Origin of the sequence: Neobacillus sp. 19 (genome assembly GCF_049463095.1) — a bacterium.
Taxonomy (GTDB): domain Bacteria; phylum Bacillota; class Bacilli; order Bacillales; family Cytobacillaceae; genus Neobacillus.
Genome location: NZ_JBMPZU010000029.1, coordinates 17,139 through 43,617 on the forward strand (window position 1 = coordinate 17,139; position 26,479 = coordinate 43,617).

General features: G+C 39.0%; 25 protein-coding genes. 6 read left to right on the plus strand and 19 right to left on the minus strand.

The annotated features are described in order from the left end of the window. Nucleotides 1–61: 61 nt before the first annotated feature. The gene (locus ACO1D1_RS06720; RefSeq protein WP_423335346.1) at nt 62–688 is read left to right on the plus strand and encodes a DedA family protein; all 627 of its coding nucleotides are present in this window, start codon (nt 62–64) and stop codon (nt 686–688) included. A gap of 309 nt (nt 689–997) precedes the next feature. Here the strand turns inward: ACO1D1_RS06720 and ACO1D1_RS06725 are convergent, their stop codons facing one another. The 13 genes from ACO1D1_RS06725 to cysC form a co-directional block, all read right to left on the minus strand. Further along, nucleotides 998–1,771, minus strand: coding sequence for a TPM domain-containing protein (locus ACO1D1_RS06725; RefSeq protein WP_423335347.1), 774 nt, complete (start codon nt 1,769–1,771; stop codon nt 998–1,000). Next, on the minus strand, nt 1,771–2,346 hold the full coding sequence (locus ACO1D1_RS06730; protein WP_423335348.1) for a LemA family protein: 576 nt from the start codon (nt 2,344–2,346) through the stop codon (nt 1,771–1,773). Before ACO1D1_RS06730 ends, ACO1D1_RS06725 begins: the two co-directional genes overlap by 1 nt. 82 nt (nt 2,347–2,428) lie before the next feature. Then, on the minus strand, nt 2,429–3,184 hold the full coding sequence (locus ACO1D1_RS06735) for an NRDE family protein (RefSeq protein WP_423335349.1): 756 nt from the start codon (nt 3,182–3,184) through the stop codon (nt 2,429–2,431). 73 nt (nt 3,185–3,257) lie between these two features. Next, nucleotides 3,258–4,286 carry a YheC/YheD family protein gene (locus ACO1D1_RS06740; protein WP_423335350.1) on the minus strand — a complete coding sequence of 343 codons (1,029 nt, stop codon included), beginning with the start codon at nt 4,284–4,286 and terminating at the stop codon, nt 3,258–3,260. Nucleotides 4,287–4,298: 12 nt separating this feature from the next. Further along, complete coding sequence (locus tag ACO1D1_RS06745) at nt 4,299–4,409, minus strand: hypothetical protein (RefSeq protein ID WP_423335351.1); 111 nt, start codon at nt 4,407–4,409, stop codon at nt 4,299–4,301. Then, nucleotides 4,372–5,538 carry an ATP-grasp domain-containing protein gene (locus ACO1D1_RS06750; RefSeq protein WP_423335352.1) on the minus strand — a complete coding sequence of 389 codons (1,167 nt, stop codon included), beginning with the start codon at nt 5,536–5,538 and terminating at the stop codon, nt 4,372–4,374. Before ACO1D1_RS06750 ends, ACO1D1_RS06745 begins: the two co-directional genes overlap by 38 nt. A gap of 100 nt (nt 5,539–5,638) precedes the next feature. Beyond that, nucleotides 5,639–7,027 (minus strand): UDP-N-acetylmuramoyl-tripeptide--D-alanyl-D-alanine ligase, encoded by a 1,389-nt coding sequence (locus ACO1D1_RS06755; protein WP_423335353.1) that lies wholly within the window; start codon nt 7,025–7,027, stop codon nt 5,639–5,641. A 5-nt stretch (nt 7,028–7,032) separates the two neighbouring features. Continuing rightward, nucleotides 7,033–8,109: a YheC/YheD family protein gene (locus tag ACO1D1_RS06760; protein WP_423335354.1), complete on the minus strand. Its 1,077-nt coding sequence runs from the start codon at nt 8,107–8,109 to the stop codon at nt 7,033–7,035. 47 nt (nt 8,110–8,156) lie between these two features. Then, entirely contained in the window at nt 8,157–9,470 is a 1,314-nt protein-coding gene (locus ACO1D1_RS06765) for a YheC/YheD family protein (RefSeq protein ID WP_423335355.1), read from the minus strand. Nucleotides 9,471–9,502: 32 nt separating this feature from the next. Further along, a complete protein-coding gene (locus tag ACO1D1_RS06770) occupies nt 9,503–10,243 on the minus strand; it encodes a glycosyltransferase family 2 protein (protein WP_423335356.1) in 741 nt (246 codons plus the stop codon). Nucleotides 10,244–10,263: 20 nt separating this feature from the next. Then, a complete protein-coding gene (locus ACO1D1_RS06775) occupies nt 10,264–10,980 on the minus strand; it encodes a glycosyltransferase (protein ID WP_423335357.1) in 717 nt (238 codons plus the stop codon). A gap of 160 nt (nt 10,981–11,140) precedes the next feature. Further along, the gene (sat, locus tag ACO1D1_RS06780) at nt 11,141–12,283 is read right to left on the minus strand and encodes a sulfate adenylyltransferase (RefSeq protein WP_423335358.1); all 1,143 of its coding nucleotides are present in this window, start codon (nt 12,281–12,283) and stop codon (nt 11,141–11,143) included. A gap of 5 nt (nt 12,284–12,288) precedes the next feature. Beyond that, complete coding sequence (gene cysC / locus ACO1D1_RS06785) at nt 12,289–12,918, minus strand: adenylyl-sulfate kinase (RefSeq protein WP_423335359.1); 630 nt, start codon at nt 12,916–12,918, stop codon at nt 12,289–12,291. A gap of 255 nt (nt 12,919–13,173) precedes the next feature. Here cysC and ACO1D1_RS06790 point away from each other — a divergent pair, with 255 nt between their 5' ends. Continuing rightward, complete coding sequence (locus ACO1D1_RS06790; protein WP_423335360.1) at nt 13,174–13,941, plus strand: sulfite exporter TauE/SafE family protein; 768 nt, start codon at nt 13,174–13,176, stop codon at nt 13,939–13,941. A gap of 22 nt (nt 13,942–13,963) precedes the next feature. Then, nucleotides 13,964–14,788 carry a hypothetical protein gene (locus ACO1D1_RS06795; RefSeq protein WP_423335361.1) on the plus strand — a complete coding sequence of 275 codons (825 nt, stop codon included), beginning with the start codon at nt 13,964–13,966 and terminating at the stop codon, nt 14,786–14,788. A 92-nt stretch (nt 14,789–14,880) separates the two neighbouring features. Here ACO1D1_RS06795 and ACO1D1_RS06800 read toward each other — a convergent pair whose 3' ends face one another. The 4 genes from ACO1D1_RS06800 to ACO1D1_RS06815 all read right to left on the minus strand — a co-directional run bounded on the left by ACO1D1_RS06800 (nt 14,881) and on the right by ACO1D1_RS06815 (nt 20,738). After that, nucleotides 14,881–16,230: a YheC/YheD family protein gene (locus tag ACO1D1_RS06800; RefSeq protein WP_423335362.1), complete on the minus strand. Its 1,350-nt coding sequence runs from the start codon at nt 16,228–16,230 to the stop codon at nt 14,881–14,883. After that, on the minus strand, nt 16,208–17,554 hold the full coding sequence (locus tag ACO1D1_RS06805; protein WP_423335363.1) for a YheC/YheD family protein: 1,347 nt from the start codon (nt 17,552–17,554) through the stop codon (nt 16,208–16,210). The genes ACO1D1_RS06800 and ACO1D1_RS06805 overlap by 23 nt, the downstream gene beginning before the upstream one ends. Continuing rightward, nucleotides 17,520–19,862: a YheC/YheD family protein gene (locus ACO1D1_RS06810; protein WP_423335364.1), complete on the minus strand. Its 2,343-nt coding sequence runs from the start codon at nt 19,860–19,862 to the stop codon at nt 17,520–17,522. Before ACO1D1_RS06810 ends, ACO1D1_RS06805 begins: the two co-directional genes overlap by 35 nt. A gap of 138 nt (nt 19,863–20,000) precedes the next feature. Then, complete coding sequence (locus ACO1D1_RS06815; protein ID WP_423335365.1) at nt 20,001–20,738, minus strand: YheC/YheD family protein; 738 nt, start codon at nt 20,736–20,738, stop codon at nt 20,001–20,003. 266 nt (nt 20,739–21,004) lie between these two features. Here ACO1D1_RS06815 and ACO1D1_RS06820 point away from each other — a divergent pair, with 266 nt between their 5' ends. The 3 genes from ACO1D1_RS06820 to ACO1D1_RS06830 all read left to right on the plus strand — a co-directional run bounded on the left by ACO1D1_RS06820 (nt 21,005) and on the right by ACO1D1_RS06830 (nt 24,309). Next, nucleotides 21,005–21,607, plus strand: a complete 603-nt coding sequence (locus ACO1D1_RS06820; protein WP_423335366.1) for a hypothetical protein — start codon at nt 21,005–21,007, stop codon at nt 21,605–21,607. Between the two features lie 152 nt (nt 21,608–21,759). After that, the gene (gene gmd, locus ACO1D1_RS06825; protein ID WP_423335367.1) at nt 21,760–22,875 is read left to right on the plus strand and encodes a GDP-mannose 4,6-dehydratase; all 1,116 of its coding nucleotides are present in this window, start codon (nt 21,760–21,762) and stop codon (nt 22,873–22,875) included. A 57-nt stretch (nt 22,876–22,932) separates the two neighbouring features. Then, on the plus strand, nt 22,933–24,309 hold the full coding sequence (locus tag ACO1D1_RS06830) for a sugar phosphate nucleotidyltransferase (RefSeq protein ID WP_423335368.1): 1,377 nt from the start codon (nt 22,933–22,935) through the stop codon (nt 24,307–24,309). A gap of 11 nt (nt 24,310–24,320) precedes the next feature. Here the strand turns inward: ACO1D1_RS06830 and ACO1D1_RS06835 are convergent, their stop codons facing one another. Together ACO1D1_RS06835 and ACO1D1_RS06840 are read right to left on the minus strand one after the other, a co-directional pair. Further along, nucleotides 24,321–25,256, minus strand: a complete 936-nt coding sequence (locus tag ACO1D1_RS06835) for a GDP-L-fucose synthase family protein (RefSeq protein ID WP_423335369.1) — start codon at nt 25,254–25,256, stop codon at nt 24,321–24,323. Nucleotides 25,257–25,270: 14 nt separating this feature from the next. After that, nucleotides 25,271–26,275, minus strand: a complete 1,005-nt coding sequence (locus tag ACO1D1_RS06840) for a glycosyltransferase family 10 domain-containing protein (protein ID WP_423335370.1) — start codon at nt 26,273–26,275, stop codon at nt 25,271–25,273. Between the last annotated feature and the right edge of the window lie 204 nt (nt 26,276–26,479).

Below are 26,479 nucleotides of genomic sequence, written 5' to 3' on the forward strand. Positions count from 1 at the left end.
ATAAAGTTTAAAATTTTGAGGATGATAAGTTTGGGTAGTTTTGTTTTTTTTCTTTAAAGAAATGAATGTGGGACGTGTGATGATGCAGCATTTGAATGGTCTTATTGAGCATTTTGGCTATTTTGGAATTATTATTGCTTTATTCGGCGGGATTGTCGGCCTGCCTATTCCTGATGAGGTTCTGCTTACTTATGTAGGGTATACTGTGTTTGCTGGAAAAATGGCTTACCTGCCTTCACTCATTTGTGCTTTTATTGGGGCAGGCTGCGGGATTACGATTAGCTTCATTTTAGGTGTAAAATTAGGGGTACCGTTTTTGCATAAGTTTGGTCCTAAGCTTCATATCACTGAGGCGCGGATTGAGAGAACGAGAAAATTATTTATTAAGTTAGGGCCCTTCCTCCTGATCATTGGCTTTTTTATACCCGGGGTCCGGCATATTACGGCATATCTCGTTGGAATGAACCGCTATTCCTATAAAAAGTTTGCCTTATTTGCCTATATTGGGGCGGTTATCTGGTGTTTTACTTTTATCACCTTGGGCAGAACGCTGGGAGAGAATTGGGTTCATGTAGGAACCTACCTTTCTAGGTATAGTATCTATTTAATCGTCCTTTTCCTACTCGGATTTATTATTTTATATTCCTATCGAAGGAAAAGAAGATTACTAAAAAATGCCTCATCATGACTTCAGGAATATTACATACAAAAAAGATGCCTCCCGATAATGGAAGAGCATCTTTTTACAATATTAGAATTTATAAGTTACGACTCTGAGAAATGTCCAGCTCCAGCGCCCTAGCGGCTAGTGTCCTTCGCTCTCCGCCCTACGATAAGTCAAGCACGAATGCGCCTCCGGCTCTTCGTGTTTCCTTTATCTCAGTTGGAGCGCTCCACAAGGAACGCTTCGGCAGCATAGGCATCGCACGAAGGAAAAGCGTTAGCTTTTCCGAGGAGGCCATACGCCGCTGACCAGGGCGCTTGCGCTTTTCTTAATTTACCATCCCCGGCTGGCTCCGCCGCCTCCTGATGATCCACCGCCGCCGCCGCGTGAACCACCACCACCGCCTCCTCTGCCACCACCACGAGTGATGATAGAAAGGAGGAGGTATGTAAGGGTGCCGCCGAAGAACTTAAAATCGAGAAATACGACCACCACCACAATAATGACAAGCAGCCAAGATGGGATCCCTATCCCGCCTCCTTGGTCATTAGAGACAACCGGGCGGCCTGGAGTCGGTGCGGTTTCTGCTCCACCCTCAATGCCGTACTCCGCGAAAACTTCAGAAGCAAGAGCCTTATAGGTTTCAGCAACTGCTTTATTCGGCTGCCCGCTTTTCAAATAGGGAATCGCATATTCATCAAGAATCCGGCCTGCCTTTCCATCCGGTATCCTGCCCTCGAGCCCATAGCCCACTTCAATTCTAGCTGCCCGTTCCTTCATCGCTAACACGAGCAATACGCCATTGTTTTCTTTTTTGCTTCCGATTCCGTATTGCCGAAAGGCCTCGTTTGCAAATTCCTCTATCGATCGGTCTCCAATTGTTTCAACTGTTAACACTGCCACTTGTGCTGTTGTTTGATCTTCAATACTTCTGCCTAAATGGATTAATTCCGCCCTTTCAGCATCAGTTAATACCGCGGCAAAATCCTGTACATAAATATCTCCTATAGGAGCAGGAATTTGGAAATCCTCAGCAAGTGCCGCCTGCGCACACAGAAACATAGTGAAAAACACCAATATACAGCTGAAGACCCTATTCGTTTTCATTATCCATTGCCCCCAAAGTCAACCTTTGGTGCTTCTCCAGCTTTAGGGTCCGCTTTGAAATACTCTTTCTCGTCAAACCCGGCGATCCGCGCAATAATGGATCCCGGCATCCGTTTCACCTTTTTGTTAAAAATTGCCACTTGATCATTATAATCTTTCCGGGCAACGGCAATTCGATTTTCCGTTCCGGCCAGTTCATCCATTAATTGCGTAAACTGCTGATCCGCCTTTAGGTTGGGATAATTTTCTACGACTACAAGCAGCCGGCTTAATGCGCCCGATAATTCAGCATTAGCAGTCGCTTCCTCCTGAGGCGTGTTTGCCCCGGCAAGCCTTGCCCGGGCATCAGAAATCGATGCAATGACTTCTTTTTCATGCGAAGCATACCCTTTGACGGTATTCACTAGGTTGGGGATCAAATCCAGTCGTCTTTGCAGTTGATTTTCGATTTGAGCATGTGACTGGTCTACGTTTTCTTCTAGATTGACAAAGCTGTTATAGCTGGACATGAACATGAGGCCGAAAATAACAATAATGGCGACCACGATTCCAATTCCTAACCATCCTTTTTTCAAACGAATCACGCTCCCTTCTCACTTATAGTATATATCAACGCACTAATATCTTCCCTTTTTTCGCAGAAAGAAAACCTTTCTTTCAACTCATTAGGCGAAACTCCCGGTCCTCTGACCCATCCATCGAAAAGACCCGTTCCACATATTGAATCTCTTCATCAGACATTAGGAGGACCGTCGAACTTCTTGTCCCGTATTGCTCACTTTTTATAAAAAGCGGCGAAAGCATTCGTTCCCATTCCAGCGATACACCTGTACTTGGCAGGGATTCATCCGGGGCGGGATCTGCATTTTTCAATAGGGAAAACAGCTGTTCAACCAATCCCTCCCTATTTCCACCGATAATGTTCGCCAAGTCTGTCTTTCCCTTTTTCACTTTTGGCCATTCCGTGTCTAATAAATGATTACTAACCCCGTAGATCCCCGGCTTCAGCTTTTGAAGCTCCCCTCCAACATTGGAATAATAGTACAGTTCATTTGCATCGCCTGATAATAAGTTATAGCCCGGATACTGATGCTTATTTATCTCTAGAGTTTTCATATAATCGGCGATCTTTCCTTGATAGGCCAAGGCATCTGCCACCAGTTCACCGCGTGAACGTTTTCCTTCTCTTTCTTCCAAAGGGTCGCGATAATTAGTCAGGGCGGCAAAACGTCCAGTCTTTGTGACCCCCATCCAAGTACCCATTCTTTCTAAATCACGGCCGGCAAGAATTTCAGGCTGATCCATCCAAAACTGTGCCGGAGCAGTGGGTCTTTGATGAAATTCATCCCGGTTAGCAGCAACAATCAGCTTATAAATAGGATGGGCCTGATACGCAAACAGGATTAAGCACATTCACTAAACACCGTCCTTCGTGGTCGTTATTTGCTATCCATTGTATCATGGCTTACAACCATTGGGCGGCTGCTCACGAAAGTTTAGTATCTAATCCTTTCTCCGCTAAAAATCGGCAATAAGGAATCAGCCGTTTCCCTACATCAAACTCTCGGTTTTTTGAACCAGGACGCCAATTCACTTCAAATATCCACAGCTTTTGCTGCTGATCTACCCCAATATCGATCCCCAGCTCATCAAATGGTTTCGGATAAAGCGAGTCGAAATGGGCGGCAAACGTTAAAGCAAATTCTTCCAATGTCTGTTTCATTTTCAGCGAATCCTCACCGAATTCCGCTTTGAGAAATGGATCCAGTTCTCCGCGATACCCGCCGCTGCTGATATTACTAACCATCCTCGAATTGCCGCTTATACGCGGATAGATTAACGTGATTTCCCATTGTCCCGTACCATTTTTTTGTACATGGAGCCGAAAGTCGTAGGTTAATCCTGACTTCGTTTTACATTCAATAAAAGGCTGCAGTAAATATTTCTGATTGGTTATTACTTGTAAAATCAAAGCCTTCAATTCTTCTTTTTTATACAAATGAACGTTTAACCCATCTGTCCATTTGTACATCTCATCTATATTATTAATAAAATAGATTCGTTTACCGTGATTCCCCGACAAAGGTTTTAAAACAGCGGCGGAATGTTTTTCTAAGAAGGAAAAAAGGTCATTTGCATCATTAACCACTATCGAAGGAATTAAGTAGGGGGCAAAAGTTTTGGCCTTTTTTACCTTCCGATAAACTTTAATTTTATTGCCGACCGGGTAACTGGTAAACACGGCAAATTTTTTTAACCGTTCTACAATCATAGATTGTTTATTGTTTTTGGGATTACAGCTGTTGATAATAACCTTAGGAATTTCCGTCTGTTTTGTGACCCATTTTCCTTGCTCATAGACCAAGCCCTTCACGATTTTTTTATTAAAATCGACATCATTGTAAGTAAAATAGATAAAGTCCAGCCCTTCCATCTTTGCAACTGCCGCAAATGGATAGGCTTTCTTCACTGTATCTGGATTGTAATGATAGTGCAGCATCCCGATCAGCACCATAACCTCACGTCCTTAAAGGGGTTCTAAATAAAATTTTATTTCATTCGCGGCAGAAACAGCGGCAAGTCTTGCACCTTCCTCCGTATCAGCAACAGCAATAACATAGGCATACCGATCCCCCATTGCAGCGGGGTTCCCTTAATACCGCTCCTTTTTTAGGCTTAACGAATACTTCTTTGATCCCCTCATGTTTTAACGCTCTATTTTTACCCGTCACCTTCATTAACTTTCCTTTCGCCTCAACAATCAGATATTTGGCATAAACATATTTCATAAAGGATTTTTCCAGGATAGGTTCGATACCTATGAATAACTTGATGGTTTCTTTGACCAAGTTAATCCCGGTTCCTTCTTGAATAATGCGATTCATGGCCCCGCCGGACATTCTCGGGTTGATTTCAATCAATTTCCACTGGCTATTCACATATCTCATTTCAAGGTGACATGTTCCATTTATTAATTCAAGCTCGCGGATGATACTTATCACGGCAAGTTCCAATGTCTCATTTTCTTCCATGTTTAATAAGGCAGGAAACATATATCCGGTGATAATGAAACGGTTCCCATTTAAAATTTCTTGTTCAATAACGGCGATAATCGAGATTTCCCCATTTACCACCATCACTTCAATTAAATATTGCGGTCCGACAAGATATTCTTCCATTAATATATCAATTTTTGGAAACCCTTTTTTTAATACTTGTAATCCTTCACTTAATTCATTAAATGTATGAACCAGCAGCACATCTTTTGACCCGTTGGAAACAGGTGATTTTAAAATGAGCGGAAAGGAACCTTCAAATTCTTTGATAAGTTTATCAATGGGTTCGTCGAATGGAATAACGGAAAATTGAGGGGAAACAGGAAGTCCTTTTAAGTGTGATCGAAAACGATTTTTATCCTCCATCACCGATAAAGCCTCTATTGATAAATTGCCCCGCCCAAATCCCCATGCTTGCGAGAGCCTCCCTGCATATGAGACAAATGGATCAATGAAACTAATAATTGCACAGATTTGTTTTCCTTCTTGTTCTAAATCATGAACAATCGAGAAAACTTTACCTTTCTCAAATAGGTTTTCAACAAACATCATTCGCTGAACCTCAGGGAATTCATCTCTTTGCTGAATGAATTTTTTTCGATCCGTTAATAAAACAGTGAAGTATCCCATTTCAGTGGAGGTGATGAGGGCTTCCCTGCTTGTTCCGGATTTATTGCTTCCAATAAAGACGATCGTTTGCATACCAACCATTCATCCCCTGTTTAAAAATTGTTCTATCCTAAAGTATGTACTGACTAAATTGAATGACACATAAAAGCCGCCATGAAAAACAAAGCGGCTTTTGACTCTTTTAGATAAATCGATACTTTTCTACAACCCTTCGGAATGAAGGATTCATTTTGCCGAGAGACATTTTAAATAAAATGATCATGTCTTCTCTCTGAATTTCAGCTAGGACGTCCTCCAATTCTGTTGCATTCATTACACAATGAACTTGATTTGGAGACATTCCTAATGCTATTGCCTGCTCTCCTGTCAGCCTTGCCGACGTACCTACGGTTATAAGATGATCGACCCCGCCAACATCGACGATGGTTTTCCCCATTTGAATATGCTGCTTTTTTTCCTGATTTCCGAGACGTTGCATTTTCCCAAGAACAAGTACCTCCATTTTTCCGTTCGACGTCTTTTTCAGCACATCAATAGCCGATCGGACAGAGCTGGGATTGCAGCTCCAGGTATCATCAATCACCGTCACATTCCCCGCACCATGATACATTTTTACATGGCGCTCCATTGTTCTAAAGGTGCTGAGACATTGAATTGAGTCCTCGATTGGAATGTCAAGTGCGGCTGTTGAGGCAATAGCTGCCAGACTATTATACACATTGTGCTCGCCATATCCAGGGATTGATACTTTATATTCTTTATCTTCCACATGCAAGGTATAAATCATCCGATTGTTCTCATATTGGATATTCACCGCTCGGTATGCAGCAGCTGAATCCTTGCCAAATGATAAGACCCTTCCTCTAAATGAAGCAATTGGTAAGGTTTTGATATTTTCATCATCGGCATTGATCAATAAAACTCCATCATCGGGTAGAACGTCCAACATTTCTCCCTTTGCCCTGATATAATTTCCTAACGTCCTGCAGCCTTCCAAATGGGCCTCACCAATGTTTATGATAATTCCAATGGTTGGTTTAAAATATTTCCCGCTGCTCTTAATATTCCCAGGATAAGCAACACCCATTTCAAATACCGCAGCTTCCGTTTGTTCATTTAATCCCAGCAAATAGTGTAAATTTAAATGAAGACCATTTTGACTATAAAGGGTGGAATGCACCTTCATGCTCCGATTTAATATATGCTTTATCATGTCCTTTGTCGTTGTTTTTCCACATGTACCGGTTACACCTATGACAGGAATCTGGAATTGGTTTCGATAGTAATCGATAAATCGCCAATACGAATCCTTACAATTTGCTGTCAAAATGATATTTGCAGTCCCAGATACCTTTGACATAATATCCTTATCTTCGGTTACAATGGTGTAATTCGATTTGTCCTGCAATGATTCTGCACTGATGTTTTTTTTATTGCTATGAAAATACAATGTATGTTCTTTAAGATTATTTACCTTCTTTACGATTGTTTGAATTTCATCATCAGGATTTCCTTGAAGCAGCTGGCCATTAATCGCGCTAAGAAAATCAGAAAGTTTGAGAGTTTTCATAAAAGTTACTCCTGTTCAGTCTTTAAATCTAAAAGATACCGTGCATAACTGATCGGGGTCGTATGGGTGGCTTTCCAAACATCCATCATCCCAGCCTTGCCAAAGGTAATCCGTAAATCACGTCCGTTACATTCAATAAACATGGGAAATCCATCTTCCGTTAAGCCTATATCTAAACCTACATCCGCCAAGCCAGGGAAATGAGCGGCTAATTCCTCGACTGCCTTAATGGAGAAATTTTCAATATCTTGATAGACTTTGTCTAAGTCTAGACTAGGAGAGTTGCTTACCAATTCCTGAAGTGTTTTACACGTACCGCCCTTCGCTACATTGGTCACGTAGTTTCCATGTTTAGCGACTTTTCCAACAATCCCCGTTACCTGCCAATCTCCCGAGCCATTTTTTTGCACGGACACACGTAAATCAAAGGGGCTGCCTTGATACTTGGCCAGCGGGATTCGCTGCTGAATTAAGTAATATTTATTCGCAGCCTTTTTCCGAAGCATATCCGGCCATTCAGCCGTAAAAGGCTCCCTTTTTTGATTGTAATTGAACACCCAGCCTTCATTGTCCCTATTCTCGACCATCATCACCCCGCCGCCAAGACTGCCACTATTCGGCTTAATTATCAGCTCATTATGTTTTTTCATCATCTCTTTCAAGTTTTCAAAACTTGCTCGCTTCGTTTCAGGCAAATGAGGGCGTAATTCCTCATTTTGCATGAGAATTTCATGCACCCTCATTTTCCCATAACGATTCCAGCCGTTGAAAATCATCACACCCGTTTTCTGGAGCTGTAAAAGTTTAACCTTTGCTCGCTCCGTAAAAAAAAGACCTCGATTATGAATGACCGCAGGCATCGAAACAGTTTTCAATTGATATCGGCCACTTGTTTCCCTTACTAATGCCTGAATCCATTCCGATCCCGGTGTGACATCCTTTAACCGAAAATAACATGGAATAAGTTCCAATTTTTTGCCAGCCTCTTCATAAAAAGCCAGGCGTTCAAAATAAGAATAGCCACGTCTAATTCCGTTATAAACCAATCCATCAACTAAAATCCCAATATATGAGTTTTCCAATTTATCAATCCTCCGCGGTTGTCCATCTATCTAGTTGTTCTGTAACGTTAAAATCCAGCCAGAGTCTTTGCATATTCGAAAGGAGTTGTATAGAGTGTACGAAGCAGCTGGCGCTTTTTCAGCTTAACGAGACTTTGATAGCCGAAATCTTTATTAATCTCCAGAATCCATACACGCTGATTAGCATCCACAATCACATCTATTGCAACATCGCCGTATTTGCCAAATTTCTTATCTAATTCTTCACAAACACCAATGCACTGGTTATATATCTTACTTTGGATTTTTGCAGCATTGGCATTGTCCACATGAAAGATTGTTTTAATGGCTTCAAGGCCTGGCAGCAATTTTTCTGTAAAGGATAAATTTGTGACCACCGAGCCCTTTTTGGCTAATCGGGCAATCATTCCTTGACACACCCATTGGCCCATTTTATTTTTTTGTGCATATACTCTAAAATCAACCTGCTTCTGATTAACTTCAGAATCAATGCCCTGTTGAATGATATATTTTTTGGTTTTACTTTTAGTTAGAAAATGATTTAATTGTACACCCTTTGCAAGAGAAAACACCTTTTTCCTTCTATCCATAAATTGATAATTCCCTCGTGGGTCCCTGGTTACCTTATAAATTCCGATCCCTTGTCGCCCATTTGATGGCTTTAAATAAACACATTGAAACTGTTCAATCAACCTGCTTAATTGCTCTTCCGTATCCAGCATTTCAGTATAAGGAAAATATTTTTGAAATTTTTTATCCTTTTGGCACATTTCGGCAATGTCAGCCTTTAGAAAAAAGAAAGAATTAATAATCCGATCGCCGATGGACGATATCAGATCATTGTACCGATACCCATCAATCGGTTTTCTTTTATATACTGCATTTGGATAAGGAAACACACCGTAAATCCATCTTGTAGCTGCGTTTTTACCATTAGGATTATAATAATAGCCTTCAATGGTTTTGGTAATGGGATCGATCCCGCTTGCGGCACAAATAAATATTAAGCCATTAACTTTTTGGTAATTTGTAAAACGTTGTTTATATAATTCTAGATTTTTCGGTGACATATTTCTCTTACCGCGATAGGCCACAAATGCGATAACAGGCCCAATGGTTAGGGTACGTTTATTTATAACAATTTCATAGGAAAGTTCTTCTGGAAGTGAAAAGAGCTGTTTTAATTCTTTAGGTAATCCAATTATATCCACAGGTAATTCGTCATTAATTTTCACAAACATTTCTCGAACCCAGGCACCAATTCTTATGATTAGTTTTGAAGAATTTATGTCGTGAACTTCTGCAAGATTCATAGAAAATTCAATCGTGTTGGGCTCAGCTATATAACTAATTTTAATCATTCTTCACCTTCTTTTCACCGGCTCTAGGAAAATCATTCTGGAGTAACATATGCTTGGAAATTATCAGTAAATGCGATTTGTTTTGAGGTTTGATTGAAGTAATTGGTTGAAGGGTTCCATGTATGTGAGTCATCGCCATGTCTGATATAGGCAAAATTAAATCTGCTCGTGGAAAAGATTCGATACCCTTTCGCTCGGCATCTTTGAGTAAAGCTCAATCCTTCACCAACGTTTTTATCCGGAAAAGGTATCTTTTCCATAATCTCTTTCTTAGCCATGATCGTCCCTCCTTGGAGAATCGATACGGACTTGTGTTCTCTTTTAGGAAAGCGGAGCCTTAACTCATTCGTCAGGGCATTATACATATAACATGTACGTTTTCCTACTACATCAGCATTCCTTTTTTCAAACGTGTCCATTGCCTCGGTTAAAAACTTTGAACCATAATAATCATCATCATCAAATTTTGCTATATAACCATATTTTGCTTTGTTTACCCCGAAGTTCAAGCAGCTTCCTAGCGTAATGTGATCTGAAAGTTGATAAACAGATACTTGGTTATACTTTTTTGAAATTTCCTGCCACTCCAGAAGATTCATTGAGTCATTATTTAAAATTATGATCAGTTCCTTTTCTGGCCAGATTTGATTTTCGTAGCTTGAAAAAACATTATCGATGAATTCCATTCTATTAGTTACTGTTACAATGGAAACTCCCTTACTGACTTTTTGTAATGTCTCATCATTCAAAAATACTCCCCGACCTTTCAGCATCTTAATTTCACCTAGTTATTTCAATTGATATCTTTATCAACAAACCGTTTAAAATCATTGGTATACCCGATCCTTAAAGAGGTGCTTGCTATATACCGGTATCTTGGGTTCCACGTATGTGTCCCATCCTCTCTTCTAATGACGGTATAATTGAATCGACTAGTTGAATAAATTTTTAAGCCTCGTTGCCTGCAACGGAGTAAAAAGTTTACATCTTCTCCTAAAGAAATATGTGCAAATGGTACTTTTTTGAATACCTCTTTCTTTGCCATAAGGGTTGCTCCATGAACTCTTGTTACCCACTTTCTCCCATTCCTAGGAAAACGAAGTCTTAATTGTTTAGACTTTAAATAATACATATAAGCCGTACGCTTTCCAACTACATCGGCATTCGTTGTCTCAAACGCTCTCATTGCCTCTGTTATATAGGAAGGTGCATAATAATCGTCATCATCAAATTTAGCAATATATTCATATTTCGCTTTATTAATTCCAAAATTCAGACATTCACCTAATGTATAGCTTTGCGGCAGTTGATAAACAGTTACAGACTGGTATTGTTCTGCTTTAGCTATGAAATCTTCAATTTTTAATGAATCATTGTTTAGGATGATAATTAACTCTTTATTCTCCCATTTCTGATTCTCAAAATTCAAATATATATTTTCCATGAGGCCAATTTTATTCGTACAAATAATAATGGTAACCCCATTTTTTACCTCATTCTGTTCAGTCAATATCTAGTTCACCCTTTCCGTTTACAATTCCCCTCATATCCAGATTTCTTTTTCATTTCCCCTTTTAATAGGACAGGACAATCTCATAATATTAAGGTATTCAATTAAATGAAAAATGTTTGGGGGGTTTTCCGTTTTCGTATTTATTAATTTGCAGCTTTCATTTTGAATTCTTTAACCCTTTCATTAAGATTTCTATCACTTCAGGGCGGCTAAATTCCGGAGGGGGCGTAATCCCATTACGGAGCATTTCTCGGACCTTTGTACCGGATAAATGTAAATGGTCTTTTTTGTCATGTGGGCACGTTTTACTAGAAGCCATATTTTTACATTTCGTACAATAAAAGCTGTGTTCAAAGGAAAGGATCGTGATACCCATCTCTTCAAAGCTAAACTGAGTAAAAATCTTCTGTGCATCATAGGTTCCATAATAATTACCTACTCCAGCATGGTCTCGTCCAACAATGAAATGGGTACAGCCATAATTTTTCCGAACAAGTGCATGGAAGATGGCTTCTTTTGGTCCAGCGTACCTCATAGATGCGAGAAAAACGCCTAAATAAACACGGTGGGCTGGATAATAGTTTTTTAGTAATGCCTCGTAACTTTTCAATCGAATTGCTGCTGGAATATCATCCGATTTTGTTTCACCGACTAAAGGATTGAGAAACAATCCGTCAACGGTTTCTAATGCGGTCTTTTGGATATACTCATGTGCTCTGTGAACAGGATTTCTTGTTTGGAATCCTACAACAGTGTTCCAATTCTTCTTTTCAAATTCTTTTCTTATTTCCAAAGGCGTCTTATAGTAGGGGATAAAATCAGGATGTTTTGGCGGTATTTTAATTAAAATAATTGGGCCTGCTGCATAAATATTGGGCCGATCCAAAAGCTTTTTGACGCCAGGATGTATGGGGTCTGTAGTTTGATACACTTTTTCTGCTTCCACTTTTTTATCAGGTGTATAAAGCTCTTGCAGTTCTAATACACCGTACGTTTCATGATTGAAGGTTAACCTCACCTTTTCCCCTATCTTTAGTTTCTGTGCAGCTGCTTCAGTAACAGGGAGGGTAATCGGGATACTCCAAACAAGCCCATTTGCCAATCTAATATTCTCCAAAACAGATTCATAGTCTTCTTTTCCAAGAAAGCCAACTAATGGGCTGTATGCTCCATTTGCGATTAACTCCAAATCAGATAATGCCGTTGCATCTAATGCAATTTCACTTGTAAGCGCAGAAAAATGGAAATCAAAGTCTATCCGATTAACTAACGTGCCGCCATGAGGAATACTTAATGTCACATTGTTCACTCCTTTGCATTTGGTATAAGATGAAATTGATCGAGAAGGTAGGATAAGAGGCGTTCAACAGAATCATCAATCGAGAGTTTATTTGTATCAATAACGACTTCAGGATTTTTTGGTTCTTCATATGGCTGATCGATTCCGGTAAAATGTTTTATTTCTCCTTTTCTTGCCTTTTTATAAAGCCCCTTCGGATCTCTGTTTTCACACTCCTGCAAGGAGCATTTGATATAAACTTCAATAAATTCATCTTGTTGAAAAAGTGCTCTTGCATTCAACCGCTCTTTTTCATATGGAGAAATAAGTGCTGCAAGTACAACAACACCGGCATCCACAAACAGTCTCCCGATCTCAGCTGTTCTCCTAATGTTTTCTTGTCTGTCCTCAGCCGTAAATGAGAGATTCTTATTAATGCCATGCCGGAGATTATCCCCATCTAATAAATAAACGCTGATGCCTTTTTGGAATAATTTATGCTGAAGGGCATTGGCTATAGTTGACTTTCCTGATCCTGATAGCCCCGTAAACCAAATCATGATGCTTTTATGTCCATGTTGTTTTTCTCGATCCTCTTTTTTTATTGCTGATTGATGCCAGAAAACATTATTCTCTGACTCTCCAGTATGATTCAAGGTACTCCTCTCCTTTCAAATGTTTTAACTATTCCATTAAAAAGATCCTAGCCGAGAGAACCAATAGTGAACCGTATTTCAATGTATGAATAGATGAATAAAAGGGAAACCGAATGAACGTAAAACAAGCACATGCCCAGAAAAGCAACGATTTAGGGCCATTTTTGAGCAAGATAACTAGTCCAACTTAACGTCATTTTACATATTCTGTAATAAGAACGAATCTATTGTTATGATTTGATTGGGGTAGTGAAAATGGAAATAGGAATTATTGTTATGGGGGTGTTTGTTGGGTTTCTTGTTGGTTTGACGGGAGTAGGAGGTGCAGCACTTTTAACTCCAATATTAATGCTAATAGGGATAAACCCCCTCGTGGCTGTTGGAACCGACCTATTTTATAATTCTATAACTAAATTATTCGGAACCATCCAGCATTGGAGACAGAAAACCATTAATGGCTGGTTAGTCCTGTATTTGTCTTTCGGCAGTATTCCTGGTGCAGTTATTGCAATCGTTTTACTGAGATGTTTCGATTTTAACTCACACAATTTGGAATTGATTATAAAGCATTCCATAGGGTATGTTCTGATCTTCGTCGCTACCGCCATGATGTTTCAACTTTTTTTGAGTAATCACTTTAAAACTGAATCAGTGGAAACCAATCCAATAGAAGGAAAAAAGGGGATTACTATTTTAATTGGATTCCTATTAGGGTTTGTAGTAGGTCTTACATCGATCGGGTCAGGTTCATTATTTGCACTTGCATTGTTGTACATTTATCGAATAAGAGCATCAAAAGTTGTTGGAACAGATATTGCCCATGCTTTTGCTTTAGTGACTGTAGCAGGGCTCCTGCATGCCGGTTATGGAAATGTCGATTTCCTCTTAGCGGCTAATCTGTTAATAGGATCAATACCGGGGGTGATTATAGGAAGCACCCTATCCGCAAAAGTCCCTGCAAAACCACTTCGAATCATAATGGCCATGATTATATTGATAAGCGGCGTAAAACTTATTTTCTAGTTTGAATAGGAGGCACCATTCAATGACTGAATTTAAAAAAGATGTAATTCTAACCGGAATTCCAAGAGGAGGTACAACATTATCAGCGGCTTTATTCGATAATTTAGAAAATGCAGTTTGCTTAAGTGAGCCTAACTGGCAATCAAACTGGTTTAATAGAATCAAAGATGCAAATACGGTTACGGAATATGTAGTAAATGATTACCAAAGAGTCCGCAGCCTGATTATGGAGAATAAACCAATTAAAGATCGCCGCAATAAAAATGGGAGCCCGATTACAAACTATTTTTCCGATAAAAGGAACGGGAGGCGGGTAAGACTTCTCAAACAAGGCGAGTTTACATTCCAAGTAGAAAATGAAAACTTTTTGCTAGGTATGAAACATAATGAACACTATACGAGTATTCTGCCTCAATTAATAGCAACCGATGCATTTTCTATTATTGCCATTGTCAGGCACCCCATTCCTACAATCTTGTCATGGAAATCATTAAATCTTGGTGTTAGTAATGGGAGGCTGCCCTTCGCTGAACCATTTTGGAAAGAACTTCAAGAAATAACCCGCACAAGAGATAAGTCAATTCTTACATTAGTGAAAATTTACGATTTATTTTGTGAGCGCTACTTATCTTTTAGTAACGACATACATCTTCTGAAATATGAGGAAATCATTAATAACCCGAATGTTTTTGAAGAGCTTACGGGATTATCATTTAAAAATAATGTTGAATTATCCAATCGCAACCAAAGTAAGAACTATAATTTCGCCTTAGCTGATCAAATAAAAAATGCGATTTCGAATCATGCACCGAATGCATTAAAGCTTTATCAACTTGATGAGTTTTAAACAAAGGTTTTAATGCCGGTATCAAAACCGCCAGTAAAAAAAAGATGATAACGAAAAATGACTTCGGTATACATTCGAAGTCATTTTTCAGTTCACTGCTCATAATCAGAATCAAAAAACAGGTTATTTTCCATTGCCAAATACTTTGCATATAAAACTGGATTCGATTTAACCGAATAATACATCTTTCGATCTTTTATGATTAACGGAAAGTCGTGATCAGGTCTCTTGTTCATTTCGATGACCCAGACATTATCCTCTTGGTCAATACCAACATCAATCCCTAAGTCAGCATAGGCTCCTGCCATTTCGTCTATTTTACAGGCCATCTTTGTACAAATAGAAATGATTTCTTGAGATTTCTTAAATGCCGTTAATTCGTCATAGCCAAATTGGGTCATTAACGCTAATGTCCCCTCCATGGCAAATCCATTTGCTTTAAAATTAGAGGAAATCGCATTTGTTTTGCCAAATCTCGCAATCATTCCTGTACACTGCCAATGACCTGTTCCATCTTTTTGTAATATTACACGGTAGTCAACCTTCCGGTCCTCAAAGGTATGGAGACGGATTGGCTGCTGTAATAAGGAATAGGGGTGCCTTTTTAGAAATTTAGTCATTTGCTCAGCTGATAACTGATTAATATTGTCTTGATAATTTTCCAACACGACATAAAGATCTTCATTTTTTTCAATATAATAGATTCCTTGTCCCCGTGAACCATTTTTCGGCTTTAAATAGACACCATTATATTTTTCAATGAATGAATTAAGATTAGTTAAAGTTACTTTATTTGTCGTTTCTGAGAGATGCTTTCTAAGTTCCTCATATGGCGACAGCCAATTCCAAAACTGCCATTTATCAAAATACTGGGCATTAAAAAAGCCCTTTCCCATTTTCTCCCGAAGTCCTTTTAATGTTGTTTGCGATAGTTCCACCCTTCTAAAAACGGCCTTAGGAAAGGGCAATACTGCTTCCCTCCAGTTCTCAGGTAAAGAAGGATCAAATATATAACCAGTTATTGTATCATTGGTAAAATCAATCTCCTCCTCGCAAAAAACAAATAAAATTCCATTTATTTGTTCGTACAACATGGTATATATCAAATAATGCTGCAAATTCCGTTGCAATCTGACTTGTGATTTTGCCAATAATAATCCAATGATCGGTCCTATAATTAATTCATTGTTTGAATAAACCATTTCATATTTAACATCGGTATCCAATAAGAGTTCAGATTTCACATTTTCACTAACTAAAATCGTGTAATTGTTAGCAGAAGGGACTATGTTTACGGTTACTGCCAGCCTTCTGTTTCCAAATGATAATGTAACAGTTTGCTTATCTTCAATACCGTAAAATTCCGCAGCTGATTGCGGTAAGAAAAGGGAATGGTTAGAAAAAGCTTCCGTATTTACTTCATAAAACATTGCTTTGTTCACCCCCAAAGCCTGCTAACCATTTTGCATAGTGGAATGGTGCTGATTTAATTTTATAGTAGAGTTGGAAGTCATTCGCATCTAAGGCAATCGTCATATCCGGGTTACGATTATTGATTTCAATTATCCAGAGACGATGCTCTTCGTCAATCCCAATGTCGATTCCAATATAACCGAGATGAAGTCCTTTTCTTTCCAGAACTTCACAACAAGTAAGGGCCAACTGCTCCAACTCCTTATATTTTTTAAACGCCTGCTGGGGGGCCTCCGGATACATTTCCGAGAGGGCCTGCCAGCCTTTTTCTGCTGAACCTCCGCTGGAAATATTGCTGACTATACTATTTACATCACCAAACTTTGTGACCATTCCTGGAACAGACCAAGCCCCATTTTGATCTTTAATAACAATCACCCGAATATCCATTACTCGGTTATTATTTCGAAGTAAAGGGATTTTCTGTTGAATGATATACCTCTGCAGGTTTAGTTCTGATTGCAAATACAGTTGAACGGCTTCCCAGTTTTCTAATATAGTCACGATATTTTTGTCTTTTACTCGATATCTTAATTTATACTCTTGACCGGACTTTGAAAGCTGATAGATCCCTGTCCCTTGCATGCCAGTCTTTGGCTTAATAAATGTTTTTTGATAGACATCCATTAACTGTTTAACAGCTTCCATATTTTCTGCCATGACGGTTTCCGGCAAGTTTTGCTTCAATTTTTCGTGCCCCGAAAACCATTCCCACATTTCCCATTTATTAAAAACATGGGAATTAAAAAATCTGTCGCCAATTAATTTTTGTAATTTTTTCCGCGATGATTCCTTGATGGTTTTTCTGATAAAAACTGCTGATGGAAACGGAAATATCCCTTTTATCCATTCTTTTTCGATTGGATGATAGGCATAACCGTTAATCACTTTTTTCTTATAGTTGATTCCATCAGAAGTAAAGAGGACAATAAGTCCATTAATATGTTGATAATCATTTAAATAATTCTTATAGATTTTTATTCTACTCAAGTTCATTTCATCGATATTTCCACGAACCAGCATCCCCAAGATAGGTCCAATCATCAAGAGCCCATCTTGAATGTTTATTTCATATTCAACAAATTCTGGAAGAGACATATTTTTTATTAAATCAGAAGAAATATAGATACATCGTGGTTGGTCATCATGGGATACTAAACTAGCACTTGTCTGAATAGCCCCAATCCCTATAGTAAGGACCTGTTTTTCCTTCAATGATAGTTTTTCAATTACAATCAATGGCAAAGAAATGGTGGAATTAGATGTTGGAGTTGCTTTGATGATAAATCTCATCTTCATTTCCCCCTTCTGCTTCCGTTACGGCAAATCCTTGCAAATGGACCGCATAAATAAGGGGCTGATAGCGAATCGTTAAATACGTATTAAGGTCCATTGCTTTAAAACCTTTAAAGCTTGGAAAAATGTTTGCCTCAATAATCCATGGGTATCCCTCTTGATCTAGGCCAATATCTAGACCAAACTCCGCAAAATGGACATTTTCCTTTTTATCCATTAAACTGCAGAATTTTCGACATAATTTTAATATGCCTTTTTGAACCTTTTCAAACGATAAATCAATGCCAGTCTCCTTTACCACTTCCTCCAAGGTCATTGCCTCTCCGCCTCTGGCAATATTCGTTAAGACCTCGTTCTCACCCGCAACCCTGCATTCAATTCCTGTGCAATTCCAATGTTCCTTATCATATTTTTGCATCACAACTCTAACGTCAAACGGACGATTGTTAACCTTTAATAATGGAATATACGTTTGATATAAATACTTCTCATGAAAAATATTTAAATTGCTCAGCATTTCTTTTAAGCCTTCTGCATCAGGAATGAGGTGCTGGAGCCGAAATCCTTTACGATGATCGTAAAGAATATATCCTTCACTTTCGCCTGCATTCTTTTCAATGACAAAAATGCCGCGTCCCCTGGACAGACTTACCGGCTTTAAAATTACCTTTTGCTTTTCATTTACAAATTCAATAAACTCATTCATATTTTTATATAGATGAGTATCCGGCAAATGATTTTTCATATTCTTTTCATCTTGGAACAGTAAAAGATCTGACTTTTTATAATGGTGCGAGTTAAATAATTTATCATTTGTTAATTCGATTAATTGTTTAATACGATCCGGTTTCTGATGAAAATTTCTCCGATATATGGCAGCTGGTATGGGCGCAATTCCATACTCCCATTTTTTTTGAACCGGGTCATAAATCAGTCCATAAGCAATCTTTTCCTCCCAATCGATCGAGCGGGAAGAAAAGGCCATCACTAAACCACCGAATTTTTCATAGATCCCTAGCCGGTCTGAAAACTTTTCCATATATGATGGGTTATAAAGCTGATTTTTTTCCCCTAATAGTAACCCGATAGTGGGTCCTATAATTACTTTTTCTGATGAAAAATGGAGCTGGTACACAATATTGAGTGGAATATGCAGCTTTGTTAATAAGGAACGAGATATTAAAATTTCAATAGGCGTATTAAATGTGTTGTTTTTTAAAAGAACAGCCCCTTCTTTCATAATGGTACACGGCTGTTCTTTGATGCCAAACTGAAGCACGTTAAGCTCGCTATTTTGTGACTTCATTAATTCGCCAGGCAATTTGATGGTCATCTCTTCATCCTCATAGACCCTAAGTTTAATCCAAACGTAGGAACTATCTTTTAGTATCTGTTTTATTTTTTTACTTTCTTTCACTGAGCCAGAGATAAGTTCGTTCCTTCTTATTAAATCATGAGACTGACTTTGACTATTTGTTTCTTCCGGATTGATCTTTTGCTGCATCAGTTCCTTCGCAACTTTTAAGGAAGTTTCGAAGATGGATTGACAAAGCAGCTGATCCCATCCATAAAGCTCTTTTAAAATAATATTAAATGAACAGGTGGAATCAAAAGTAATGTGTCCATTACTTTTGATTGAAAACTGCAGCCCAATCTCATAGATCCCAGGATAATAAAAATGAATGATTCTTAGCAGTCTTTCACTATGCTCATACAGGATTTTCTGTATTTCCTTTACATCTTTAGGCTCTTTCAGTAATTCTTTCAGTAAAGGTGAGGCATCTTCCAAAAACTGTTTTTGTCCACTTGTATCCTCTACATAAATAATGGGAATTTCCCATTCCCTATTTGAATATTTTTGACCTAATACATAAAATGTCACAGGAGGATGGTTATGTTCATTTTCTGTTTCACTTATTACATCCTCCTTTAGATCGGAGTGTGCCTGAATTAATTCAAACAAGTTTTTTTTCTTAATGACATGGTGCTCATTGATTATCTGCAATTCAGGATGGATAGATAGCTCTCTTAATTGTTTAATATACTTTTTTTGATAAAGTTTGGTTGGATTATAAATGATTGAGGGAATATCGATTGTTTGCCTTTTTATCTCTGAATTTTCAATTTCAATTGCTTCCGTTTTTAATAATGGAAGAGAAACGTGCTGCAGCGTAAAATAAACAACTTTCAGGTTAATCTCTTCCGCTTTTTCGGTAAACAGATGCCAAATTCCGTTCTTAGTGTCTTTATTCCGTCTTAAATGATTCCATTCTTTAATGGAAAGTAAAACCCCAATGGTTTCCATCTGCTAATTTCCGTCCTCCTTGCAAGCCGCATTTGTGACCTTTATCTTTCTTTATATTCAAAACCAATTAAATTTGTATAGGCAAAAAAGCACCCACTGCCGCTATCTAGCTGAGGATGTACCAGCCATTTTTCCTAATTATCCTCTTTGAAAGCTTCTAATTGTTTCATATGAGCCATCTTTTAAAAGTTTAAACATGAATGTTGAGGGCGATAGGTTCGCTTCAATGATCCACACTTTACCTTCTTGATCGATTCCTAAGTCAATTCCGTATACACGATTTTTTGGATATGATTTTGCTAATTGTTCTGCAACTAAGAGGGACACCTGGTCTATTTCAGCTAATATATTGTTCATTTTTTCGCTGGGAAGTGATGCTCGATTGATTGCCTCTTCGGCACCTAATAACGCCTTGGCTACATTGGTAATGACATAGTTATTGGACGCAATCTTTGCCAGTTTTCCGGTTACAACCCATTCGGATGAGTTTCTTTTCCGTTGTACCATTACACGCAAATCAAAGGGATTATTATTAATGGTGGCAAGGGGAATTTTTTGCTGTACGATATAGCGGGGCTTTTTCCTTCTAAAGTGATTCTCGTTTAAATACGCGATAGTCTCTGTTTTTCCGTTTAAAATGATTTTTTTATTTTCTTTATGAAGTTCAATCTGTTCATCTTCCAGAGCTGATAATTGGGCCACTCCGATTCCTTGATAACCGAAACATGGCTTTAATATGACTTGGCTATGTTTCTCCAGCATTTCCCGCAATGTCTCTTCTGTAAAGTATTGGGTATCAGGCAGATAACCTAAAAGCCGCTCATCGCGAGACATCAGTTTATGTTTTGTATGTTTCCCATACGAAATTTTCATCATGTTGCTCCTTTCTTTGTTATAGCTCCTATTAAATGACTTATATATAGTATGTAAGTTTCGTATATTGGCTTGTACCCTTTGACTAATCATGTATCTATTTATCCCCTGTACTCGCCCTCTTGCACCATTAAAAGTTGGTTGTTTGGTCTGACTCCCTATACGAATATAGGTTTTTTTATCATTTTGTAATGCTATAAGAAACAAGCCTATTCTTTTTTCAAAGATTTAAATAGTATATTCTATCCAAATAAAAGGAGTGTGAAAAAATGGGAATTCGTATACCTTTTTGCCCGCGTTCTCAAGGGTTTTATGCACAGCGCTTCAGTACAACTGTTTTTACTGATTTGGAAGTTTGTGATGCCATCCAATGTATTAGTGCCAATTCAGCATTCTTTAATTCTGTATTAGCAACAGAAACAACCTGTGCTACTGTTCAAGGTGGACCATGTCCTGGAAACACGGCTACTCTTGAAGCATGTGCAACTTTTATCAGAGGGTTATTAACCAACGCTGGTGCTGATGCTGTATTAACAACATTTTGTGGAGTTGGCTTTCCTTCGGCTTTGAATAGCATTTTCCGGCAATATCTTACCAACCTATTAAATATCTGTATTTCTACCACAGTACAGCCATTTGGTTGTGTTGGCGGTGTTCTAGAGGAATACCGCGTAAACTTAACAGATGCACAAAGAGCAGCTTTGGGCTTTGCGGCAGGACAATGTGTGACTGTAGCAGACATTTTAGCCTTAGCCGAGTCTGCACTTTCTTCTTGCGGCGCTGTCTCTTTTGACCTGGCAATACTTGCAACTGTTCTAGGTGATATGGCACAAGACGCTGGAACAACTATTATTGTACCAGCTTTCTGTTAAGTTCCATCATCGGGGCAAACAAAGGGTAGAGTCAATTTATTGGGGTCTACCCTTTATTTGCATGCAAAAAAATTCTATTTTAGGACAAGTTTTGGAACCCTTCACTACTTGTACCATCTTATAGAGTAATGGCAACAGACAGGAGGTATATCATGGGAAATGTGGCTTTAATAACAGGAATTACAGGGCAGGATGGAGCCTATCTTGCTGAATTATTATTGAATAAAGGATACACGGTTCATGGCTTAAAACGAAGAAGCTCCCTTTTTAATACCGATCGAATCGACCACTTATATCAAGATCCCCGTGAACCTAATGCTAAATTTTTTCTGCATTATGGAGATTTGACCGACTCTACCAATCTGATTCGATTGATTCAGACCGTCCAACCAGATGAGATTTATAATCTTGGCGCGATGAGCCATGTCCATGTTAGTTTTGATACACCGGAATATACAGCGAATGTCGATGGTCTGGGAACACTTCGCATCCTGGAGGCTGTCCGAATTCTAGGACTTACCGCTAAAACAAAAATCTATCAAGCTTCCACCTCAGAGCTATATGGTCTTGTTCAGGCAGCACCACAAACAGAGAGCACGCCTTTTTATCCCCGCAGCCCTTATGCTGTTGCTAAGCTTTATGGATATTGGATTACCATAAATTATCGAGAAGCATACGGGATGTTTGCCTGCAATGGAATCCTCTTTAATCATGAAAGCCCTATCCGCGGTGAGACATTTGTTACTCGGAAGATTACCAGGGCCACAGCCAGAATCGCCTTGGGTCTGCAGGATCAATTGTATCTTGGGAATCTAAACGCCCAGAGGGATTGGGGACATGCCAAAGACTATGTGGAGGCTATGTGGCTCATGCTTCAGCAGAAGAATCCGCAAGACTTTGTCATAGCCACGGGAATTACTACAAAGGTGAGGGAATTTGTTCGTTTGGCATTTGGCCAAGTAGGCATTGAAATAGAATTTAAGGGAGAGAACCAAGAGGAAAAGGGGTACGTTAAAACGTGCCATCATCCGGAATTTCAGCTACCGGCTGGTAAGCAAGTTGTAGCTGTTGACCCTCGATATTTCCGTCCTACAGAAGTTGATTTCTTGTTAGGGGATCCGACTAAAGCGAAACAAGAATTAGGCTGGAATCCTAAATATGATTTGGATGGGCTGATTAAAGAAATGGTAGAAAGCGATATAACGGAAGCGAGAATGGAAGAATATTTAAGAAAGGGCGGTTACCACAGACATGATCATTTTGAATAAACAGATTCAAAGACAATGCTCCAGCCACCCTCTGAAGAAAGGATGTTTGCCTCCATTATGAAAATAATCATTTTATCTGGAGGTTCAGGAAAACGACTATGGCCTTTATCAAATGATTCAAGATCAAAACAGTTCCTAAAGGTTTTAAAAAAGGATGACGGAGAGTTTGAATCCATGATTCAAAGGGTTTGGAATCAGTTGAAAGCAGTCAATCTTCATCAATCCTCGTATATCGCTACCGGTCAAGCCCAAGCCGACATAGTTCTAAGCCAGCTTGGATCCGACGCCCCCCTCATCATTGAGCCGCAGAGAAACGATACCTTTCCAGCCATAGCGCTAGCCTCCGCTTATCTTTATTCCTGTATGAACGTAAATCCCGAAGAAGTGATCTGTGTGCTCCCTGTCGATCCCTTTGTCGAAAAAGATTACTTTGAACAAATCAAGGTATTGGAAAATGTTGTTCTGGAATCCGGCGCAAATATAGCTTTAATGGGCGGTAATCCAACTTATCCATCCGAAAAATATGGATACATTGTTCCAGAAAAAGAAAGTCAAATTTCTGGAAATAAATACCATATAAAGGTAAGCAATTTTGCAGAGAAGCCAAAGGAAGATCAAGCTAGACAATTCATTCAGCAAGGCGCTCTATGGAACTTAGGCGTTTTTGCCTTCAGACTTAAGTACATGCTCACATTAATGCAACATGAGGGGATTCCCGTGGAATATGAGGAGTTGAAAAATATCTATAGCCAGCTGCCTAAAATCAGTTTTGATTATGAAGTAGTAGAGAAAGCCGAGCATATTGTCGCCATCCCCTATGACGGAAAGTGGAAGGACCTGGGGACTTGGAACACATTAACTGAAGAAATGGATACCACCCTAATCGGAAAAGGGATTATCAGCGAGGACTCTGCCAATACCCATGTTGTCAATGAATTGGACATCCCTGTTACAGTTATTGCCGTTTCGGATATTGTAGTAGCCAGCAGTCCACAAGGCATATTAGTTGCGAATAAAGCTGCCAGTCACAAAATCAAGGATATGATGAAAGATGAGAAAGAAAGGCCCATGATTGAAGAGCTCAGGTGGGGATGGTATCAAGTCTTGTCCTACACCAAGTATTCAGATAATCATGAAACTTTGACCAAAAAAGTCGTGGTGGAATCTGGAAAAAATATCAGCTACCAATACCATTCAAAGAGAAGCGAGATCTGGATGATCCTTTCCGGCGTTGGCGAGTTTGTCCTTCAGGATCAGCTTTACAATGTCAAGCAGGGAGATGTGCTGAAGATTCCTGTAGGAGCGAAGCACGGGATTAAAGCAATCAGCAGTTTAGAATTTATTTCCGTGCAAATGGGCAGTGAACTGACCGAAAAAGATAGCACTTTACTTTTTATGACATGGGAAGAAGTCATTAAACATTGTAAAAAATAAGAACAGGATGCTTATTCGGTCATCCTGTTCTTTACATACCAATCAATCGTTTTTTGTAAGCCTTCTTTCAATGTTGTACTAGCTTCAAATCCAAAAAGAGCTTTTGATTTGGCTACATCCAAGCATCTCCTTGGTTGACCGTCCGGCTTGTTGCTGTCCCATACGATTTCTCCCGTGAACCCAGTTTGATTTGCAATCATGGACGCCAAGGCATGAATGCTAATTTCCTCACCCGTTCCAACATTAACCGGTTCTGCGCCATTATATTTTTCCGTCGCCAGCACAATGGCTTCAGCGGCATCCTCTACATATATGAATTCTCTTGTTACTTTCCCCGTTCCCCAAGCTTGAATGCGCTCTTGTCCTTTTTCCTTTGCCTCCACACATTTTCGAATAAGAGCAGGAATGACATGTGAGCTTTCAAGATCAAAATTATCCCTCGGTCCATACAAATTAACCGGAAGCAGGAAAATGGAATTGAATCCGTACTGCTGACGATAGGCTTGTGATTGCACAAGAAGCATCTTTTTCGCAAGACCATATGGGGCATTAGTTTCCTCCGGATACCCCTCCCATAATGCTTCTTCTTTAAATGGGATGGCAGCAAATTTGGGATAAGCACAAATCGTTCCGCAAATTACAACCTTTTCCACTTGGTTTAGACGGGCCGCCTCCATCAAGTGAATCCCCATCGCAGCATTGTCGTAAAATAATGTTCCCGGCTTTTTACTGTTGGCGCCAATCCCCCCCACAGATGCTGCCAGATGAACGATGATATCGGGTTTGGTATCCTTCACGAGTGAAAAGGCAACAGAGGAATCCCGAAGATCGTATTGGTGGCTGCGCGGGATAATGAGCTCAGCACAGCCTTTCTCCTTAAACTGCTCTATAACATGGGAACCTAGAAAACCTGCTCCTCCTGTAACCATGATTTTTTTCCCCTTCATGTACACTCTCCTTCCTATTGAGGTTTCAACTGGATCACTTTCTTCTCGCTTGTCACTAAATTACTTTTGGCGCGAATAAAATCATCTATAATGGCGAATAAATTATATTTGTTTAATATCATCTCTTTAGCTGCTGCAATCTTGCCTATGGATTTTTCGTAGAAGTTGTTTTGAATACATGCTTCAATAGTTTTGATGGAATTCCCAACATCATGTATGTCAATGGTAGAGAAAGCGCTTGGATCAAAATAATCATTCAAATTAGGGCAGCCGCAATAGATGGGATAAGCGCCTCCCAAAAATGTATCTGCAATTTTTTCTGTCCAATAATCTGTATAATTGCTATTTTCAATTGTAATGTGATATTTATAATCAGCAATCGCATCCCATTTATCATTAATGCTCCGAATACCACTCCCAAAAATATCAAGTTGGTCTCCAAAATGATTGGATAAGGCTCTTACGAAGTTGATCCTATTTCTATGTCCTTGCGAAAACCTTTTATTAGAGGTAATAACTGACATTAACTTAGTTTTTTTATACTCTTTATGTGCTAAAAGCTGGTCATAATCCTTTGCTATTTTAAATTTTCCTGGAATATTTTGACGCATACTTTCACGTCTTTTTCTACGCCTATTTCTACGTATATTTTGATGATTATTTTTAGGCATCTCTTTAATAAGACCAATATGCCATGGCAATCCTAGCTCCATATGAAGGACATTGGGATGATCTAAATTTCTATGGCATGTAATGACAGTGTTAAATTGCTTTAAAAAATTCGGCTTAAACCGAACCAATGATGGCGGCTCCACTGTTATCAATATAATGTTTTCTGGAGGGCATCTGGCCGTCTCTACCTTGTTTAAACCTTGGAATACAATCCAATAGTCACATTCTTCAATATTCTCATTTACAAAAAACTGGCAGTCTCCCCATATTCCCTTGGACCCGGGTGTTTGCCGTAATAAAGGTATTCGAGGATTAATAAATGAAATCTTCACTTTTTTATAGTCCATAATAGGTAAAAATCCTTCCCTCGTAAATTGGGACCAGCTTCAGTTAAGCCCCTTGTGTTTATATATTTTCAAACATGATTGACTCCCTCTTCATGCTAGATATTATCCCGGTCTTCTATTCTATGTGTCGGTACTTTTAATGATTGGGTATATATAAGTCTTTAAACAAAGAAAAAACCACAGTCCAAACGACTATGGCAATTC